At 58.8% G+C, this 18,691-nt stretch carries 20 protein-coding genes; 5 read left to right on the top strand and 15 right to left on the bottom strand.

The features are described from left to right. Nucleotides 1-8 precede the first annotated feature (8 nt). The 6 genes from JOE39_RS02960 to JOE39_RS02935 form a co-directional block, all read right to left on the bottom strand. Entirely contained in the window at nucleotides 9-1,418 is a 1,410-nt protein-coding gene (locus tag JOE39_RS02960) for a circularly permuted type 2 ATP-grasp protein (protein WP_004418420.1), read from the bottom strand. A 464-nt stretch (nucleotides 1,419-1,882) separates the two neighbouring features. Next, nucleotides 1,883-2,224, bottom strand: coding sequence for a ribonuclease E inhibitor RraB (locus JOE39_RS02955; protein ID WP_003315117.1), 342 nt, complete (start codon nucleotides 2,222-2,224; stop codon nucleotides 1,883-1,885). A gap of 247 nt (nucleotides 2,225-2,471) precedes the next feature. Next, a complete protein-coding gene (locus JOE39_RS02950) occupies nucleotides 2,472-2,708 on the bottom strand; it encodes a hypothetical protein (RefSeq protein WP_003315118.1) in 237 nt (78 codons plus the stop codon). Nucleotides 2,709-2,898: 190 nt separating this feature from the next. Next, nucleotides 2,899-4,986, bottom strand: coding sequence for an LTA synthase family protein (locus tag JOE39_RS02945; protein ID WP_210077921.1), 2,088 nt, complete (start codon nucleotides 4,984-4,986; stop codon nucleotides 2,899-2,901). A gap of 263 nt (nucleotides 4,987-5,249) precedes the next feature. Next, nucleotides 5,250-6,110, bottom strand: coding sequence for a polyamine aminopropyltransferase (gene speE, locus JOE39_RS02940; RefSeq protein WP_003423476.1), 861 nt, complete (start codon nucleotides 6,108-6,110; stop codon nucleotides 5,250-5,252). Between the two features lie 200 nt (nucleotides 6,111-6,310). Next, on the bottom strand, nucleotides 6,311-6,502 hold the full coding sequence (locus tag JOE39_RS02935) for a PLDc N-terminal domain-containing protein (protein WP_003315122.1): 192 nt from the start codon (nucleotides 6,500-6,502) through the stop codon (nucleotides 6,311-6,313). A 156-nt stretch (nucleotides 6,503-6,658) separates the two neighbouring features. On the opposite strand from JOE39_RS02935, the gene JOE39_RS02930 reads away from it, so the two are divergent. Beyond that, entirely contained in the window at nucleotides 6,659-7,585 is a 927-nt protein-coding gene (locus tag JOE39_RS02930) for a ZIP family metal transporter (protein ID WP_024693040.1), read from the top strand. Here JOE39_RS02930 and JOE39_RS02925 read toward each other — a convergent pair. Both JOE39_RS02925 and JOE39_RS02920 read right to left on the bottom strand, forming a co-directional pair. Further along, complete coding sequence (locus JOE39_RS02925; RefSeq protein WP_065350227.1) at nucleotides 7,582-8,100, bottom strand: hypothetical protein; 519 nt, start codon at nucleotides 8,098-8,100, stop codon at nucleotides 7,582-7,584. The genes JOE39_RS02930 and JOE39_RS02925 overlap by 4 nt on opposite strands. 100 nt (nucleotides 8,101-8,200) lie before the next feature. After that, complete coding sequence (locus tag JOE39_RS02920; protein WP_210077923.1) at nucleotides 8,201-8,746, bottom strand: ankyrin repeat domain-containing protein; 546 nt, start codon at nucleotides 8,744-8,746, stop codon at nucleotides 8,201-8,203. A 346-nt stretch (nucleotides 8,747-9,092) separates the two neighbouring features. Between JOE39_RS02920 and JOE39_RS02915 the strand changes: the two genes are divergently transcribed. Beyond that, a complete protein-coding gene (locus JOE39_RS02915) occupies nucleotides 9,093-9,371 on the top strand; it encodes a DUF3509 domain-containing protein (RefSeq protein WP_003315128.1) in 279 nt (92 codons plus the stop codon). Between the two features lie 110 nt (nucleotides 9,372-9,481). Here the strand turns inward: JOE39_RS02915 and JOE39_RS02910 are convergent, their stop codons facing one another. The 6 genes from JOE39_RS02910 to aroC form a co-directional block, all read right to left on the bottom strand. After that, nucleotides 9,482-10,204, bottom strand: a complete 723-nt coding sequence (locus tag JOE39_RS02910; protein ID WP_004418428.1) for a LuxR family transcriptional regulator — start codon at nucleotides 10,202-10,204, stop codon at nucleotides 9,482-9,484. A gap of 245 nt (nucleotides 10,205-10,449) precedes the next feature. Continuing rightward, nucleotides 10,450-11,133, bottom strand: a complete 684-nt coding sequence (gene mtnC / locus JOE39_RS02905) for an acireductone synthase (RefSeq protein WP_096133352.1) — start codon at nucleotides 11,131-11,133, stop codon at nucleotides 10,450-10,452. 16 nt (nucleotides 11,134-11,149) lie between these two features. Continuing rightward, complete coding sequence (locus tag JOE39_RS02900; protein ID WP_003423469.1) at nucleotides 11,150-11,695, bottom strand: acireductone dioxygenase; 546 nt, start codon at nucleotides 11,693-11,695, stop codon at nucleotides 11,150-11,152. A gap of 80 nt (nucleotides 11,696-11,775) precedes the next feature. Continuing rightward, nucleotides 11,776-12,390, bottom strand: a complete 615-nt coding sequence (locus tag JOE39_RS02895) for a methylthioribulose 1-phosphate dehydratase (protein ID WP_003396398.1) — start codon at nucleotides 12,388-12,390, stop codon at nucleotides 11,776-11,778. Continuing rightward, complete coding sequence (locus JOE39_RS02890) at nucleotides 12,387-13,550, bottom strand: MFS transporter (protein WP_010425964.1); 1,164 nt, start codon at nucleotides 13,548-13,550, stop codon at nucleotides 12,387-12,389. The genes JOE39_RS02895 and JOE39_RS02890 overlap by 4 nt, the downstream gene beginning before the upstream one ends. A 30-nt stretch (nucleotides 13,551-13,580) precedes the next feature. Continuing rightward, entirely contained in the window at nucleotides 13,581-14,672 is a 1,092-nt protein-coding gene (gene aroC, locus JOE39_RS02885; RefSeq protein ID WP_024682750.1) for a chorismate synthase, read from the bottom strand. Nucleotides 14,673-14,813: 141 nt separating this feature from the next. Here aroC and JOE39_RS02880 point away from each other — a divergent pair, with 141 nt between their 5' ends. Both JOE39_RS02880 and JOE39_RS02875 read left to right on the top strand, forming a co-directional pair. After that, nucleotides 14,814-15,842 carry an alpha/beta hydrolase gene (locus JOE39_RS02880; protein ID WP_017278051.1) on the top strand — a complete coding sequence of 343 codons (1,029 nt, stop codon included), beginning with the start codon at nucleotides 14,814-14,816 and terminating at the stop codon, nucleotides 15,840-15,842. Between the two features lie 132 nt (nucleotides 15,843-15,974). Next, the gene (locus tag JOE39_RS02875) at nucleotides 15,975-16,778 is read left to right on the top strand and encodes a hypothetical protein (RefSeq protein WP_003396390.1); all 804 of its coding nucleotides are present in this window, start codon (nucleotides 15,975-15,977) and stop codon (nucleotides 16,776-16,778) included. A gap of 83 nt (nucleotides 16,779-16,861) precedes the next feature. Here the strand turns inward: JOE39_RS02875 and prmB are convergent, their stop codons facing one another. Beyond that, nucleotides 16,862-17,770, bottom strand: a complete 909-nt coding sequence (prmB, locus tag JOE39_RS02870) for a 50S ribosomal protein L3 N(5)-glutamine methyltransferase (RefSeq protein ID WP_003315141.1) — start codon at nucleotides 17,768-17,770, stop codon at nucleotides 16,862-16,864. 261 nt (nucleotides 17,771-18,031) lie between these two features. Between prmB and JOE39_RS02865 the strand changes: the two genes are divergently transcribed. Next, entirely contained in the window at nucleotides 18,032-18,622 is a 591-nt protein-coding gene (locus JOE39_RS02865) for a cysteine hydrolase family protein (protein ID WP_003315142.1), read from the top strand. The last annotated feature ends 69 nt before the right edge of the window (nucleotides 18,623-18,691 follow it).

Here is an 18,691-nt window from a genome sequence, read left to right as displayed (position 1 = left end):
AGGCATCCTTAATCCTCGACCACCCAGGTGTCTTTGGTTCCGCCACCCTGTGACGAATTGACCACCAGCGAGCCTTCACGCAAGGCCACTCGGGTAAGCCCGCCAGGCACAACGCGGGTTTCACGACCGGACAGAACAAACGGGCGCAAATCGATATGTCGCGGGGCAATGCCGTTCTCGACAAAGGTCGGACAGGTCGACAGGCACAAGGTGGGTTGGGCGATGTACGCATGCGGCTTGGCCTTGAGGCGTGCCCGGAAGGCTTCGATCTCGGCGGCGGTCGCTGCGGGACCGACCAGCATGCCGTAGCCACCGGAGCCCTGGGTTTCCTTGACGACCAGGTCGCCCAGGTTGGCCAGCACATGTGACAGCTCTTCAGGCTTGCGGCACTGCCAGGTCGGCACGTTCTTGAGAATCGGTTCTTCGTCCAGATAGAAGCGAATCATGTCGGTGACGTAGGGATAAACCGACTTGTCATCCGCGACGCCGGTACCGATGGCATTGGCCAGCACCACGTTGCCGGATCGATAGGCAGACAGTAGCCCAGGGACGCCCAGCATCGAATCGGGGTTGAAGGCCAGAGGATCGAGAAATGCGTCATCGAGGCGACGATAGATCACGTCAACGGCTTTCGGGCCGTCGGTGGTGCGCATGAACACGCGGTCATCGCGAACAAACAGATCAGCACCTTCCACCAGCTCGACGCCCATCTCGCGAGCCAGAAACGCATGCTCGAAAAAGGCGCTGTTGAAGCGGCCTGGCGTCAGCACCACGACACTCGGGTTGTCCAGATGGCTGGAACTCTTGAGCGTATCGAGCAACAGATTCGGGTAGTGATCGATTGGCGCAATGCGCTGCGCAGAAAACAGCTCCGGGAACAGGCGCATCATCATCTTGCGGTCTTCGAGCATATAGCTCACGCCGCTCGGGGTGCGCAGATTGTCTTCCAGCACGTAATAGGTGCCGTCACCGTCGCGCACCAGATCAACGCCGGAAATATGCGAGTACAAATCGCGGTGCAGATTAAGACCCTGCATTGCCAACTGGTACTGCTCGTTGGCCAGCACCTGTTCGGCGGGAATTATCCCGGCCTTGATAATCCGCTGGTCGTGATACAGATCGGCCAGAAACATGTTCAGCGCCTTGACGCGCTGAATGCAGCCACGCTCGACAACCCGCCATTCGCTGGCCGGGATGCTGCGCGGGATGGTATCGAAAGGGATAAGCCGCTCGGTGCCCTGCTCATCACCATAGAGGGTGAAAGTGATCCCGGCACGGTGAAACAGCAGATCAGCTTCGCGCCTGCGTTGAGCCAAAAGCTCGGGAGGTGTATCACCCAGCCAGCGGGCGAACTCCCGATAGTGCGGACGGACTACGCCGGCCGCATCGTACATCTCGTCATAAAAGGTGCGGATCATGCCGTACTCCTTGTCACCATGGACACCAAGACCATCGCAAAGCCCGTGCCACCGGCATAAACGCTTTGATTTCAAAAGGTTAGGTAAACACTCGACGCTCTACGCACCATTCCTGTGCACTAAACGCCCAAGCCAATTCTTTTGCGCCTCATTCGGAAGCGTCATTCAACCGTGAAATCTATGATCAGCATAGTCAGAGTTGATTTCCGCCAACGACATTAGTTCGCCACACTCCACAGCAACCGAGCAAACAGGGCGCCAAACGCCGATTTTGCCCTAAACGATATTTTGTCCAGCAAGCCAAAAATGCCTGCGGATTTTAAACAGACTTCCCTTTGCGCCACTCGTTTGAGTGGCTTTTTTTTGACCACTGCTTATGAACCAGGCCCAGAAACAGAACCGGCCGATGCGGAACGTATCCCGAATCAGCCGGTGTTGGTGTAGTGCCTGACAATCCGCAGCCATCAAGCGTGCAGTCTTCTGATCTCCTGAGTAACGCCCCATCCCTCGACTTCGCCGTCCATAGGTGAAATGACCGTCTGGAAGTCCTGCTCGAAGTCACCAATGCCGTCATAGGTGGCGTACATGACTTTGCTCAATTGAAGGTGCCAATGACCGTCATCACGTACGTTTACCTGGGTGTTGAGGGATTCGCCGCGAAATTGCTCTGCGGCCTGCCGTGCCCGCTCCTCGTCCGGGAAGATGGCGTAGAACTCGATGGGATAGATTCGCGCGAAGTCAAAACCGCCTTCTTTCATGCGGCGCAGTACGTTACTGCTGATGTCCTCTTGATAGGCTGTGCTCATGAAACGTCCTCCTATGCAACGATAGATAGAGTTTCAACTCTTCCTGAGCGACCGCCGAGTCTTCGGAGGGCGCCTCGCGACAGATAATCCGACGCGGGGAATCAAGCATGTAGCTAACCGGACCAGGCTTGGCACCGGTCGGGTATCGAGATGTCAGAGGCTGCCTGAGCAGCCTCATCTGCAGAGTAGCCCCATCGTGGGCCGGATGCCAAGTGGTTGCCACTAAAAGGTTTTTGATCAGCGCAGATCAGGCGACTTCTGTAATGGAAATGATCTGCACACTGTTATGGTCCTTGAGCGTCTTCACGGTAGGATCTTCAGTACGCCCATCAAGATCATTCAGATTCAGCTCGTCGGTGACTGGATAGAGATCCTTGCGCAGGAAACGCGCGGCCTCCTCCTCACTCGGCCGCTCATCAAAACCAGCCTCGCGGTGCTGCTGCACACCATCCTTGTCCAGATACGAAATGGCCCACTGTTTCATCAATGCCTCCCATACGAAGCCAGGCACTCTGGCTTATGTGATCTGGACCTTTTGGCCCGTGTATTCGTTCAACCGATTGCGCCGCAGGGCCAGCCATGCCGGGCAAAAAAAAGACCCTCGCAGTCAATGCCGAGGGCCCTTGTCGCTTGACTGATCCGACTCGCCGGTCGCCCGGACGAGTCGGTTGTCATCAGTTGCGGTTCTTGCTGGCTTCTACACCTGCCGTGTTATCCAGAAGGCTCTTGGTGGCCGTCTGCAGGAAGCTTTCCAGCTTGCGCTTGAGCTCCTGCGTGTCGGGCGCATCAGGCACTTCTTCGGCATGCGGCTTGGCGCCAAGGGTGTAAGTCAACAACTTGGCAGGCATCTCGGTCGGCTCGATCAGGATACGGTTGCCGCTGATGATAGCGACCACCTGCTCACTGCCCGACGGCTTGATCACACCGAAGCCCTTGTCACCCTCAGGCAGGTTCAGCAGATCGCGGCCCCAGCACTGGTTGCGGTTCAGACCACCCAGACGTCCCATGATGGTCGGCACGACGTCGACCTGCGTCCCCACGATGCTGCTGCGCTGACCGAACTTCTCCTGCACACCAGGGCCGATCAACAGCAGAGGCACGTTGAAACGGCCCAGGTCCATTTCGGTCAGTTGCTTGTCGTTACCGAAACCGTGGTCGCCCAGCACTACGAACAGCGTGTTCTTGTAGTAAGGCTCTTTTTTGGCCTTCTCGAAGAACTGGCCCAGCGCCCAGTCGGCATAACGCATGGCGGTCAAATGCTCGTCCAGCGAGCCGTGCCCGGTGACGCGCTCGACCGGCAGAGGATCCGGCAGCGCATACGGCGTGTGGTTGGACAGGGTCTGCAGCAAGGCATAGAACGGCTTTCCGTCCTGACGGGCCTTGAGCTCCTGCGCGCCACGGTCGAACATGTCCTGGTCGGAAACACCCCAGGTCGGATCGGAGAACACCGGGTTGACGAAGTCTTCACGGCCGACAAAGTTCGTCATGCCCTGGTTGCTGAAGAAGCCCGACTGGTTGTCCCAGGCAAAGTTGCCGTTATAGACGTAGACGTCGTCGTAGTTGCGACCCGTGCTCAGCAATTGCGGAAGCCCCGACAGCTTGTGGCTGCCTTCCGGCGTCTGCATCAGGTACTCGAAGCCCGGCAGGTTCGGGAAACACGCCATGGTGGCGAACATGCCCTGGTGGGTGTGGGTACCGTTGGAGAAGAAGTGATCGAATAACAGGCCTTCCTTGGACAACTTGTCGAAGTACGGCGTGATGTTGGCATCGTTGCCCAGGGCGCCCACCGAGTGACCGGCGAAGCTTTCCATCAGGATCACGACCACATTGCGGATCGGCAAGGTGTTCTCTGCCGGCGGCGTGAAGTCGCGACGCACAGCGGCAATATCCGGCTCGACCAGCTTGTCATTCGGGGTCAGCAGCATGTCGCGCACGGTCTGCTGGGCCTCGTTCTGTGGCAGCGTGGCTTTCCAGATGTTGTCGCGATCTTCGGACATACGGCTCTTTGCCGCAGTGATCAACGTCAGTGTGCCGTTGAGGCCCAACTGGTTGGCGAAGTTGGAGTCAGTGGTGTAAGCGTCGCCCCAGCGCAGCGGCGGGCCTTGACGCAGAGTGCCACGGATGCAGACCACCATGACCAGCAACACCATAACGAACACCCCGGCGCGCACATACCACGGCGCGACAGAGCGAGTGGCCTCCGGGCTGGTTTTTGCAGCGACACGTGGACGGGTTGCACGGTCAATGCCCTTGAACACCAGGCTCAGCAGCCATGTCACCACGGCCCATGCCAGCAGGTAACGGACCACCGGGAAACCGTACCAGAGCATGCTTAGAACAGTCTTTGGGTCTTCCTTGACGTATTGAAACACCAGACCGTTCAGGCGCTGGTGAAACTCACGGTAGAAGTCCATTTCCATCAAGCCGAAGAACAGCGTAATGCTGCCAACCAGCGTCAGCCAGAAACGGAAGAACCCGCGTGCCGCCATGGCGCGTGCGCTGAACAGCGACAGCACCAGCGGAATGAGCAGGTACACGGTCAGGCGCAGGTCGAAGCGCGTGCCGTTGAACAGTGCTTCAAGGAACGTCGAGGCAGGCGTGTCGCCAATCATCTCGCGGTTGTAGACCAGCAGACCGATACGCAACAGCGTGTACATCACCATCAGGGCGAAGCCGCTGAGCAGGATGTACGCCAGATGCGATTTGACAGTGGGGTTTTGCAGGCGGGCTTGCCGATGAATCTGGGCGTCCGTTTTGGCCATGGTTGTCAGGATCCGGTGGATTCAGGGGTAGGTTCAGAGTGCAGCGCCGCCCTCTTCTTGAAGGAGACGGCGCGCGACAGGGCGCAGATATTACTTGATTGCGGGTCGACAGGGGCCAGGTCAGCCCATGAAGACGCGTGCCTGTTCAGCTTCGCGCGCAATTTTGTGACAGATCGTGTGAAATTTCTGTCGCGAATTAAGCGCTTATAAAGCCTCACAGGCCACGCTCGAGAAAATCCGGCTCGAGGAGCCGGACCGACTCATCAGTCGTTGCTGGCCTTGCCTACGGCCTGCAGAACGTACTGCGGCAAGGCGAACGCACCGATGTGGACTTCCGGATTGTAATAACGCGTAACAATACCGCTGCCCGAGAAACGCTGACGCAGGGTTTCCAGCGGCAGTTTGCGATAGCTCTTGTTGGTTGAGCCCCAGGCGAAGGTCATTGCTCCGCCGATGTAAGTAGGGATCGCAGCGTGATAGAAATGCCAGTCGGCAAACAGACCGTTCATGCGCCCGGCTGTGGTCTGCACGCCACTCAACTGCATGAAAGGCGTGCCATTCTGGGTGACCAGAATGCCGCCTTCATTGAGGCAGCGATGGCAGGCCTGATAAAAGTTTTCCGAGAACAGGACTTCACCCGGGCCGATCGGATCGGTGGAGTCGGAGATGATCACGTCGAACTTCTCTTCGGTGGTCGCGACGAAGCGCATGCCATCGTCGATGACCAGGTTCAGACGTGAATCGTCGAAGGCACCGCTGGAATGATTGGGCAGATATTCCTTGCACATCTCGACCACGGTCGCATCGATCTCGACCATGGTGATGTGTTCGACGCTCATGTGCTTGGCGACTTCACGCAGCATGCCGCCGTCGCCGCCGCCGATGATCAACACACGCTTGGCCGCACCGTGCGCCAGAATCGGCACATGGGTGAGCATTTCGTGGTAGATGAATTCATCCGCTTCGGTGGTCTGAATGACGCCGTCCAGCGCCATGACACGGCCCATGCGCGGGTTCTGGAAGATCACCAGGTGCTGGTGATCGGTACGTACTTCGTGAAGCATTTTTTCAATACGAAAGCGTTGGCCGTAGCCTTCGTATAACGTTTCCTGATAATCGCTCATGGGTAAGCTCCCGCTGGGTACTGATGACAGGACGGCCGACCGCCCACAACAAAGGCGCGCATTCTACGTCGAGGAACATGACAGGTCGAACCTCTATGCAGCTTAGCGTGTCACTGCCGCCGCGAATGCCCGGCGCATGAAACGAAAAACGCCTGATTACCCAGGGTAATCAAGCGTTGTTTGCCCAGCGTATGGACGTATCACATACGTACGTTGCCACGCGGCCCGAGGATTGCCCAGATGATCAGGCCCACCACAGGAAGCAGTACGATCAGCAATACCCAAAGGATTTTCTTGCCAGTCTCGGCACCGCTTTTCAAGACGTTGATGATGGCCCAGATATCGAGCGCCAGAATGATCAAGCCTACCAGGCCGTTGAAGCTAGAACCCATGGTGTTGCCCCTAAATTGAATGCTTACCCTCCTAGGATAGTCGCGCCGTTCGGGGGTTCCGTTGAACCAACCTTATATTCTCGGGCTCCCAGACGGGGTCGACTTTGTATTTCAGTCACCATTGCTTTCTCCCCCTTTACAAAGGTAGCCCTATCAATGCCTACGCCCGCATCATCCCGAACGCCCTGGGCGGCCTGGTTAAACCAGCTTCAGGGCAGCCCGCTGGTAAGCCTGGGCTTCGCCCTAGCCCTGCTGATCGTCGTCGGCCTGGGTGGCATCAGTCTTTACAACGCTTTCTATGGCACCAGTCAGGTCAACTTCAATCACGCCTTGCTCGGCGGTATCGCTGGTTTTCTGGCGACGGCGCTAGGCGCAGTAATGGCGGTTGCACTGCGCAATGTTTCGCAACGCGCTCAGGACATCATGCTCGGGTTTGCCGCCGGGATGATGCTGGCGGCCAGCTCGTTCTCGCTGATTCTTCCAGGCCTGGAAGCCGCCCGGGACATTACCGACAGCGGGCCGTGGGCAGCTGCTACGGTTGTCGCCGGTCTGGGGCTGGGTGTGCTACTGATGCTGGGGCTGGACAGGTTCACCCCGCACGAACATGAAAGCGTAGGCCGCCAGGGGCCTCATTCGGAGCGAATCAGCCGGGTCTGGCTGTTCGTGCTGGCGATCACCCTGCACAACCTGCCTGAGGGCATGGCGATTGGCGTCAGTTTCGCCAGCGGCGACATGAATGTCGGCCTGCCATTGACCACCGCCATCGCCATTCAGGACATTCCCGAAGGTCTGGCCATTGCGCTGGCCCTGCGTGCGACCGGCCTGTCGGCCTTCAAGGCGATGCTGGTAGCCATCGGTTCCGGCCTCATGGAGCCACTGGGCTCACTGGTGGGCCTGGGTATCTCCAGCGGCTTTGCCATCGCCTATCCGCTGAGCATGGGGCTGGCGGCAGGCGCGATGATCTTCGTGGTGTCCCATGAAGTCATCCCGGAAACCCACCGCAATGGCCATCAGACCTCGGCAACCCTGGGCCTGATGGGCGGCTTTGCGGTGATGATGTTTCTCGATACGGCGCTGGGTTAGCCGCGCAGTGCTTGCAGTGCAGGTGCGGCATGGATGCCCGCCGATGCTGCCAGCTCGACTACGCGCGCTTCGTCACGGCCGTACACCAGCACAGCTTGCAACTCGTCATCCAGTGGCTGGCTGAAGTTCATCAGCACATAGCCGCCCATCTCCTTGTTCATGCTGCTCAACTGAATCTGAATGCGATTGAGCGCAACCAGCGGCTCGACCTTGGCCAACTGCTTGGGCTTGATGTTGAAGGTCACGTCCTTGCCAAACGACTGAACGATCTGCTCGAACAGGTCCATGTAGCTGTCGGCCTGGAACAGAACGGTTTCCGGCAGGCTGCCCACCACGACCCACTCGCCCAGCGGGATCGGGAATGTATCGTCGTAGTTGATATCAGGGTTGGCGGCCAGAAATGCCTGCGGATCGGCATACGCCTGCGCGGCTTCATCGGCAATATGCACGATTTCATCGTCGCCCATGCAGCCGGAGCTGACTTTGCTGATTAATTCGACCAGTGAGTCTTTCATGGGGGCGATCCTGATAGCGGGCAAAAAAAGAGGCGCGAAGGATAACGGTAAATCCAGCGCGCCTCTATGTGTTCATGCTTTGCTGTCAGTGCACTCGCTGTCAGGACCGGGCTGGCTGCACGCCCATTTTGCTCAACTGCTCGATGGTGACGATCGCGCCCATTGCCTGAGCGGCGCCCAGTGCAGTGATGCCCTTGGCATCGGTGGCATGCGGGTCTGCGCCCTGACTGATCAGGTAATCGACTATCTCATTGCGGTTGAACATCGCCGCCATCATTAATGCGGTACGGCCGTCAGCAGAGGCACCGTCTATATCGGCGCCCGCCTCGACCAGCAACCTGACCACTGCCAGATCGCCCTTGAACGCTGCGCCGGCGATGGGGCTCTGGCCGTTATCGTTGCGGATTTCAGGATCAGCCTTGTGGTTCAGCAGCACACGGACCGCATCCGCATGGCAGTGGTAGCTGGCCAGCATCAGCAGCGTATCGCCCTTGTGGTTGCGCAGATCTGCGGGCACGCCCTTTTCAAGCAGACGGTCCAGCATGACGGCATTTCCCTGGCGAGCCACATCGAATACCTGCTCGGCGAACTCGGCGGCTTCGTCTTCAGTCATGGTTTTCGAGGCGCTGATATCTGTATCGGTCATTAACTACTCCTTGGCGCACGTTACTCCGGACATATGTTGACCCGGCACTGATAAACACACTGACCTCAACTCTCGCCAGCTGTTCGATCAGCATCGATCCGGATGCGCAATGCCTGCTCTTGATCGCCAGAAGCTATGCAATCCCCCTTCTGCCCGACCCCTATCGTGCAAGAAACGGCAAAATGCAGGGCGCACGACGGGTGTTCATGCAAAATGCACGAAGCCTGAAAATAGAAAATATTTTAAGCTATTGATTTTAAAGGATTTAATTTAAGAGAAAGTCTGGCACAGACACTGCAATAGTACTTGCAAGCTTGTTATCCCATGAGCAATGGAGCCGCCTCACATGACTTTTATTCAAGAAAAATTCGCTTCCGTATTCTCCGACTACACCGTCACCACTCAGCCGCGTCCTGATGGTGGTGTTCTGTTGTCACTGCGTACCCAGGATGGTAAGCAGATCCGTCGCTCAGTCTCTTATGCTCAGTTGCACACTCCGGTTCAACTGGAATGGGTAATCAGCGCTATTCGCCGCGATCTGGCTGCACAAGCCAGCGAGCTGCCAGCTATCTCGATGCTGCAAAGCCAGCACCGTTTTGATCTGCCGACGTACCACACACGTTGATTTGCCCGCCACCCTGATGGGTGGCATCCGCTGTACGCTCTCTCATCCCTTGTTTACCGCGATTACACTTTGTTCTCGCGGCTTTTTTTTGCCTGCGTTGTCCTGGTCGGCTACCTGATCAGCCCCCGACAAAGTGCTTCGCCCACCGCCTGTGCCCTGTTGGCAACGCCCAGCTTGGAGTAGATGGTCTTGAGGTGATACTTCACCGTCGACTCCGACACGTCGCGGATCATCGAGATCTCCCAGGCCGTCTTTCCATCCCTGGCCCACTGCAACACTTCCAGCTCACGATGGGTCAGACCGCGTGAACAGAACTTTAGACCCCGCGCGACACTGTGCAGCACCGGCATGAGACTGCTCATGAGGTACTTTTGTTCAGCGCTGATGGGCCGCTCCACTTCGCCCAGGGTACACACCGATGTCACGCTGTCGGCACCACGACAATGATTGGTGTAGCCGTAGGAGATGGCCGGAAGCAGTTCACAGGTATCGACGAGCGCGTCATAAAAGGCTGATACGGGGTATTGCCTGAACGCATCCTGCCAGTTCAGGAAGCCCAGTTGATTGCGATAACAACGGATCACCGGGTCTTGCGTGATCAAATCGTGCTGGCGGTAGGCATCGCCCCAGGCATCGTCGACGTTGGACGTGATGAACGTCAGTAACACCGGGCCCTTGAACTGAAAGAACATCGCGCGCTCGCTGTTGCATTCGCGCCGTAACCATTCGAGTGCGTTTTCGATGGCGGCCTGCCCATCGAGCTCGGTAATCGTGCTCACCATCTGCTGTATCAATAAGTCCCTGGTTGCGCTTTCTGTCATGGCACTGCCCATCGCTGCCGCTCCTTCTTCGCCGGGAAATCGGTACAGGTGTTGACCGTAACCCCGTTGACGATGGCGCAGAACTTACACGAATAATCACGTTGAAAAACGGCGAACAGAACAAACAGATTCAACGTACTTTCGACCAGGCAATCGCTCACCAAAAAGCAGGAAATACCTTACAAAAGAAGTGTTTAAGCGTTGGACTTCGATGCAGCGGCATCAGGACGATGCCGCGCACAGCAGGCGGGAGTTTTCTAGAAAGAGGCTGGATCGATAAGCGCAAAACTGGCCACATACGTGTGCCCGGCAAGCGCCCCGCCATCACGCGCAAGACCACAGGTGGCCATGCCGGCGGCCTTTGCAGCATCGAGCTCTTCGACGATATCCGACAGGAACAGAATGTCCTCGGCAGGACAGTCCATTGCCTGCGCAATGGTCCGGTAGGACTGCGCTTCGCGCTTGGGGCCGGACGTCGTATCGAAGTAACCACTGAACAGGCCGGACAGATCGCCTGCCTCGGAACAGCCGAAAATCAATTGCTGAGCCTGAATCGAGCCCGAGGAATAAACGTAAAGCCGGTAACCCTGTTGCTGCCAGTGCTTCAAGGCATCGACAGCATCCGGATAAACATGGCCCTTGAGCTGTCCGGCGTTGTAGCCCTGCTCCCAGACCATCCCCTGCAGAGCCTTGAGCGGCGTGGCCTTGCGATCTTCGGCGATCCATTCCAGCAATATTGCAATGACGCGCTCGACCTCAGCGTCAGGCTCACCGGCCTGGTCACGCACCGCCTGCAGCTGCTGCGCCACGGCCGGTTGCTCGGCATTTTCACGAACGAATGCGGGCAAGTGCTTTCTGGCGAACGGAAACAACACATCGAAAACGAAACTCACTGCACTGGTGGTGCCTTCGATATCCGTGAGGATAGCTTTGATGGGCATCAGAATGGGGCTCCTGTCAGTCTTCAAGCCGTGGGAAACGGCCCGCAATGTCTTCACCGGTAAAGTTTGCTACCCAGCCTTCCGGATTATTGAACAGGCGGATGGCAACGAAGTGCGGGTTCTCGCCCATATCGAACCAGTGCCGCGTGCCGGCCGGTACGGAAATCAGATCGTTCTTTTCGCACAGCACGGCGTACACATAATCGTCGATGTGCAAGGTGAACAAGCCCCGCCCGGCGACGAAAAAGCGTACTTCGTCTTCGCCGTGGCGGTGCTCTTCAAGAAACTTGGCGCGCAATTCGGCTTTTTGCGGGTGATCGCTGTTGAGACTGATGACATCCACGGTGACATAACCGCGTTCGCTCATCAGCCTGTCAATCTGGGTGCGATAGGCGCTGATCACCTCTTCCTGACTGGCACCGGGAGTGATCGGCGTGGCGGCCTCCCAGCGGTCGAACGCCACGCCATGCTCGGCCAGCGTCGACGCGATGTCTTCCAGATGGGTCAGCACCTTGTTGGGTATATCAGGGCTTGAAACGTGATAAACGGACAGGCTGCTCATGCGTGAATCCTCGGTTTGGTGCAACGCCTTCCGGCTTTTACAGGCCGGTCAGGCTTACAGGCTGGTTTGGCAAGACGTTGTCAGCGGTTCAAGACCGCGCGCATTTTCAGTTCGCACTCGAACAGGAACTCGAACGCTTCGATCTGGCGCAAGGCATCGCTCATTTTTGCCCCCCAAGTGTAGAGACCATGACCGCGGATCAGGTAGCCGGCGCACTCGGGATGGGTGTCCAGCCAAGGCTGCACCTTTGCCGCGAGACGGGCAATGTCCTGATCGTTGTCGAAAATCGGCACCACGACCTGCGACTCATGAGTGACCACGCCGCTAAAGGCCTTTTGCAGCTCGTAATCCTCGAACACCAGATGATCGGCCGTGGTCAGCCTCGACAACACGGTCGCGTTCACCGAGTGGGTGTGCAGCACGGCACCGATCTGCGGCCTGCAGCTGTACAGCTGGGTATGCAGCAAGGTTTCGGCAGACGGCTTTTTACCCGGCTCCAGGCTATTGCCAGCCAGATCGGTGGCCAGCACATCGTCAGGGCCCAACTGGCCCTTGTGCTTGCCGGATACGGTCAACAGCGCCTCGCTGGCAGAAAGGCGTGCGGAATAATTGCTGCTAGTGGCAGGCGACCAGCCTCGGCCATACAGAAAACGCCCGGCTTCGATGATCTCCAGGCTCAATTGTTCGCGGCTCATACACCTTCCTCTTTCTTGGGTGTGACAATCATGACGGCAGCGGCAAACGCTGCAAGGCTGGCAATGGCAAAGGTCCAGGTCGGCCCCAGCGCGTTCCAGCTGTAACCGGAATACAGAGCGCCTAGCGCCCCGCCGACCCCGGACAAGGCGGCATAAAGCGCTTGCCCTTGACCTTGTTGACGCGGACCGAAGCTACTTTGTACGAAATGAATGGCAGCGGCGTGAAAGCTGCCGAACGTGGCGGCGTGCATCACTTGGGCAATCAGCAGTGCGGTGAGGTGATCGGCAAACAGGCCCAGCAGCAGCCAGCGCAATGCGGCCAGCAGGAAGCTGGCGAACAGTACCTGGCGCACGGTAAAGCGCTGCAGAATCCGGCTCATGACCATGAACATCAGCACTTCAGCCACCACGCCGACCGCCCATAGCACGCCGATCAGGCCGCGGCTGTAACCGAGTTCTTCGAGGTGCAGGGTCAAGAAGGTGTAATACGGGCCATGGCTGAGCACCATCAGCGCGACACTGAGGTAGAACGCCCATACACCGGGGCGCGCCAGTTGCCTGAGAAAACCGCCCGCCCCGGCTTCGCGGCTCGACGGTGCGGGATGCGCATTCGGCACCCACCAGCTGCTGACAACGATACCGGACATGATCGCCAGCGCGATGTAGGGAAACAGGTCCAGGCTGAACCATTCGAATACCCGCCCCAGCACCACGACGGCCAGAATGAAACCGATCGAGCCCCACAGGCGGATCTGGCTGTAACGCGAGGTCTGGCCTTGCAGGTGTGCGAGGGTGATGACTTCGAACTGCGGCAGGACGGCGTGCCAGAAGAACGCATAGAGCGCCATGACCATCGCCAGCCAGGCATAGCTTTTTTCGACCAGGATCAGCGAAAACGCTAGCAACGTGCAGATGGCGCCAGACCGCACAATCGTCAGACGCCAACCGGTGTGATCACCCAGCCACCCCCAGAGATTGGGCGCGACGCAGCGCATCAGCATGGGAATGGCGACCAGCTCGCCGATCCGTGCGCTGGAAAAACCCAGATGATGCAGGTAAAGGGCCATGAAAGGCGCCGACAGGCCCAGCAAGGCGAAATAGCATACGTAGAACCCGGACAGCCGCCAGTAAGGCAGCTGTCCGCCGGCAGGTTGCGCCACGCTAGCAGTCCGCAACCGTGACGGCGTGCATTACACCTGCCCCAGCACAGGTGTGTTGACGCTGACGTCGGCGTTCTGACCGCGATGACGCAACAAGTGATCGAGCAGAACGATGGCCATCATTGCCTCGGCAATCGGCGTGGCACGGATGCCGACACACGGGTCATGCCGACCCTTGGTGATGACGTCGGCGGCGTTGCCATCGACATCGATCGAACGCCCTGGCGTGGTGATGCTTGAGGTCGGCTTGAGCGCCAGATGCGCGATGATCGGCTGGCCGGAGGAAATACCGCCGAGAATGCCGCCCGCGTGATTGGACAGGAAACCCTGTGGCGTCATCTCGTCGCGGTGCTCGGTGCCACGCTGGGCAACACAGTCGAAACCGGCACCGATTTCCACACCCTTGACCGCGTTGATGCTCATCAGCGCATGGGCGAGTTCAGCGTCCAGACGATCGAAGATCGGCTCGCCGAGACCCGGCATCACGCCTTCTGCGACCACGGTGATTTTCGCACCGACCGAGTCCTGATCACGTCGCAGCTGGTCCATGTAGGCTTCCAGTTCCGACACCTTGTCAGGGTCGGGGCAGAAAAACGCATTGTCCTCTACCGAATCCCAGGTCTTGAAGGGGATCTGGATCGGGCCCAGCTGGCTCATGTAGCCGCGAATGACGATGCCCTGGCTTGCCAGGTACTTTTTGGCAATCGCGCCTGCAGCCACACGCATGGCGGTTTCCCTTGCCGAACTGCGTCCGCCACCGCGGTAGTCGCGGATGCCGTACTTGTGGTGATAGGTGTAATCGGCGTGGGCCGGGCGGAACAGGTCTTTGATCGCCGAATAGTCCTTGGATTTCTGATCGGTGTTGCGGATCAGCAGGCCGATGGAGGCGCCGGTGGTCTTGCCCTCGAAGACACCCGAGAGAATCTCGACCTCATCGGCCTCCTGACGCTGCGTGGTGTGGCGGCTGGTGCCCGGCTTGCGCCGGTCGAGGTCGCGCTGCAGGTCTTGCAGGTCCAGCTCCAGCCCCGGCGGGCAGCCGTCGACGATAGCGACCAGCGCCGGGCCGTGGCTTTCGCCGGCGGTGGTGACAGTGAACAGCTTGCCGAAAGTGTTGCCGGACATGCGGGCGCTCCGAAAAATCAGCCAAAAAACCAGATCGTTAAACCAAGCGCGCCAGTATACGCAGGCTCGCGGTTCAGTTCATCCTCGAACCTTCTGTCACGGCGTGCGTCCAAGCGTGACTCCCCCAATGATGGCCTTGCGATGTTATCCGGTATTTCCCTGCTTCGAGTTCCCAATGCGCTGCGTCTGCTGGCCCTGCCGATAACCCTGATCCTGAGTCTGGCCGCCGCAACCGCCAGCGCTGCGGCGCCCAGCGCGGTGCAGCGACCGATAAGCGTGGACACCGAAAACGGCAAGCTGTACGGCACGCTGCTCATGCCGCGTTCTGACAAACCGGTGCCGGTGGTGCTGATCGTCGCCGGTTCCGGCCCCACTGACCGCGACGGCAACAACCCGGAAGGTGGACGCAACGACAGCATGAAACGCCTCGCGGTGATCCTGGCCAGCAACAATATCGCCAGCGTGCGCTACGACAAACGCGGCGTCGCGGCCAGCAAGGCGGTTACACCGGATGAACGCAACCTGAGCGTCGAGCGCTACGTGGCCGATGTGCAGCTCTGGGCCAGAGCGCTGAAAGCCAACCCGCGCCTGGGCCAGCTGATTCTGTTGGGCCACAGCGAAGGTGCGCTGGTGGCGACGCTGGCAGCTGAAAAGGTAGGTGCAGCCGCACTGATTTCCGTAGCCGGCACCGGACGACCTGTGGATCAGGTCCTGCGCGAACAGTTTCAGGAGCGCCTGCCACCGGACCTGCTGCAGCGCAGCGATCAGTTGCTCGACGAACTCAAGGCCGGCAAGACCGATGACAACGTGCCCGCCGAGCTGGAAGTGGTCTTCCGCCCCAGTGTCCAGCCTTACCTGATCTCGCTGTTCCGCCAGGACCCGGCGGCGGCTTTCGGTGCTTTGCACATTCCGGCGCTGATCGTTCAAGGTCGCAACGACATTCAGGTCGGTGTGGGTGACGCCCTGCTGCTGCAGAAAGCCAAACCGGATGCCCAACTGGCCCTGATCGACGGCATGAATCATGTACTGCGCATCGTCCCGGACGATTTGCAGCAGCAACTGCTCTCCTACCGCAATCCGACCCAACCTCTGGCCAGCGAAGTGACCGAGCGGATCCTGAGCTTCATCAAGGCGCTGCCCCACCCGGAAAAAAGATCTGACGCGCGCTAGTTAAAGTCCTTCAGTCCTGGCGAATCTGGCCGATAGCAATGTGCTGGCCCTGTGTTCCGGCACCTTAGTGTTTCGGCACCTTTATGCCCCGGCAAACGTGCCCCGGGGCAAGGCCCAGGAAAGGACACCCTTATGACAGACGCAAATACCATGACTGAAACCCTCGCAGAACCGGCCAGCGCAGAAGTTGCAGTGCCGGTGCCCCCGCAGCCGTGGGAAGACGTTCTGCCCGAAAGCTTTCAAATGCTGCGTCTGTCGCCACTGCCCACCGACCGTGCTACCGGCGGCCGCCCTCTGCGCTTCGTACAGTTCGGCCGTGCCGAGCGGCACAGCAAGGCATTGAGCCTGCTGCGCATCACGGTGCAATTGCCAGGTCAGCGGGTCCGCAAGGAACAGAACCATCTGGATATCTGGGCCGACCACGAAAAACGCATGGTGCGCTTCGGTCCCGAGTCAGGCTTGCAGATCGAGCCGTGGAACCGCGGTATCGGACGCTTCATGATTGCTCATGCGGTGCATTGGGCGCAGAAAAGATGGTCTTCCTACAAGATTGAAGGCGTGGCGCTGGCCAGCAAGGACGGTCTGAACGAAGACACACGTCTGCGTCGCGATCACTTTCTGCGCACTCTGGGTTTTGAAGTGACGTATGCCGATGCCCAGCACATGAAAGGCGCGATCAAGGATGTACACGTAGGCAACCTGCACAGCACCTGGAACAACGACAAGGTGCAGATCATCGAGATTCTCGAAGCCTCGCAGATGCTAGAAAAGGCCGAGAAAAATCTGATCGAGCAAGAAGTGACGATACGCCAGCATGAAGACCGGGTCAGCAAATACAAGCGTGAAGACAGCGGCCTGCGCTTCACGATTGCCTGTCTGGTGACCTTCGCGGTATTCCAGGCCGGCCTGCTGATCTGGATCGCGACTCACCGATAAAAGACGCGCCGATAAAGCCGATAAAAAAGGGAGGCTGATATCAGCCTCCCTTTTGTCTCAGCCGCTTATCGCGGCTCTTGACCTCAAACCTTCGACTGGAACAGCGCCTGATGGTCGCGGCACTGTTCTGCCGTGAGCATGAACACGCCATGCCCGCCCCGCTGGAAGTCCAGCCAGGCGAAATCGACCTCCGGGTACAGCGCTTGCACGTGCACCTGGCTATTGCCGACCTCGACGATCAACAGGCCCTTCTCGTTCAGATGATCGGCGGCCTGGGCGAGCATGCGGCGGACCAGGTTCAGACCATCGCTGCCACAGGCCAGCGCCAGCTCTGGCTCATGCTGATACTCGTCGGGCATGTCGGCAAAGTCTTCGGCGTCCACATAAGGCGGGTTGGACACGATCAGGTCAAAGCGCTGACCCGGCAGGCCATCGAATCCGTCACCCTGAACGGTGTAGACGCGATCCTCCATGCCGTGACGCTCGATGTTCTGATTGGCCACTTCCAGTGCGTCATAGGACAGGTCGGCCAGGGCCACCTCGGCATCGGGAAACACCTCGGCGCAGGCGATACCGATGCAACCGGAGCCTGTGCACAGATCGAGAATCCGCGCCGGTTCGTCGGCCAGCCAAGGGGCGAAACGCTCTTCGATCAGCTCGGCGATGGGCGAACGCGGGATCAACACGCGGTCATCGACAATGAACGACAGGCCACAGAACCAGGCCTCGCCCAGCAGATACGGGGTTGGCACACGCTCGTCGATGCGCCGCTTGATCAAGCGTTGCAGGTCGGATATTTCGTCGACTTCCAGACGGCAATCCAGGTAGCTGTCGGCAATTTCCCAAGGCAAGTGCAGCGCCCCCAGCACCAGTTGCCGCGCTTCATCCCAGGCATTGTCGGTGCCATGACCGAAAAATACGTCTTCCTCGTGAAAGCGGCTGACGGCCCAGCGTATATGGTCGCGCACGGTACGCAGACGGGAAGTGATCATGGACAAACTCCTTGAAAGGCAACGAACTGCTGTAAGACGAGCCTCGGTGAACAGTCTGGTTACGAACAACGTGCATTCTTCGTACCCGATAGGCGTGGAAGTTTCCATGATTCGTCTACCGCCATCAAGGCAAACCGCCAGCCACCCCCTCCTTCAACTGCCCTGCAGGCCATAAAAACCGTGGCCTGCGATGGTTGCCATTCCCAGAACGCTTCAGCCAGAGGACAATGTCGCAAAAGCCCCACACAAAGGAGCCCGTGAATGTCCGATTTAAAGACCATGTTTCAGCTCAGCGGCCGGGTGCATGCGCCCGCTCATCTGAGTAACGCGACGCTGATCATCATCGACGCGCAAAAAGAATACCTCCGAGGCCCGCTGGCCCTGACAGGCGTCAGGGAAGCGATGGCCAACATCGGCAGGCTGGTCGAGAAGGCTCGTGCGGTCAAGTGCCCGATCGTTCACATCCGCCATCTGGGCACCGTGGGCGGCCCGTTCGACCCACATGGCGAGCGCGGTGAACTGGTGCCGGAGCTGTTGCCGCAGGGCGATGAACACCTGGTCGAGAAACGCCTGCCCAATGCTTTCAATGGCACCGGACTGCATGAGCTGCTGCAGAGTCTCGGGCATCTGGACCTGATCGTCTGTGGTTTCATGAGTCATTCGAGTATCAGCACCACGGTTCGCGCCACCAAGGACTACGGTTATCGCTGCACCCTGGTCGACGATGCCTGCGCAACCCGTGACCTGCCGAGCCCGCACGGCGTGGTCAGCGCAGAGGTCGTGCACAGAACCGAGATGGCAATCATGGCCGACAACTTCGCCACCCTGGCGCTGACCAAAGACCTTGTTTGAAGCTACACGGGTAAGGGAGCATGTGACACCGCTCACATAACCGCCCATCCTGTGCCGTTATGGATCGTC

Origin of the sequence: Pseudomonas sp. PvP100, from assembly GCF_017833055.1 — a bacterium.
GTDB classification, from domain to species: domain Bacteria; phylum Pseudomonadota; class Gammaproteobacteria; order Pseudomonadales; family Pseudomonadaceae; genus Aquipseudomonas; species Aquipseudomonas syringae.
The sequence above is the reverse complement of the archived record's forward strand: the minus strand, read 5'-3'. Positions and strand labels throughout refer to the sequence as shown.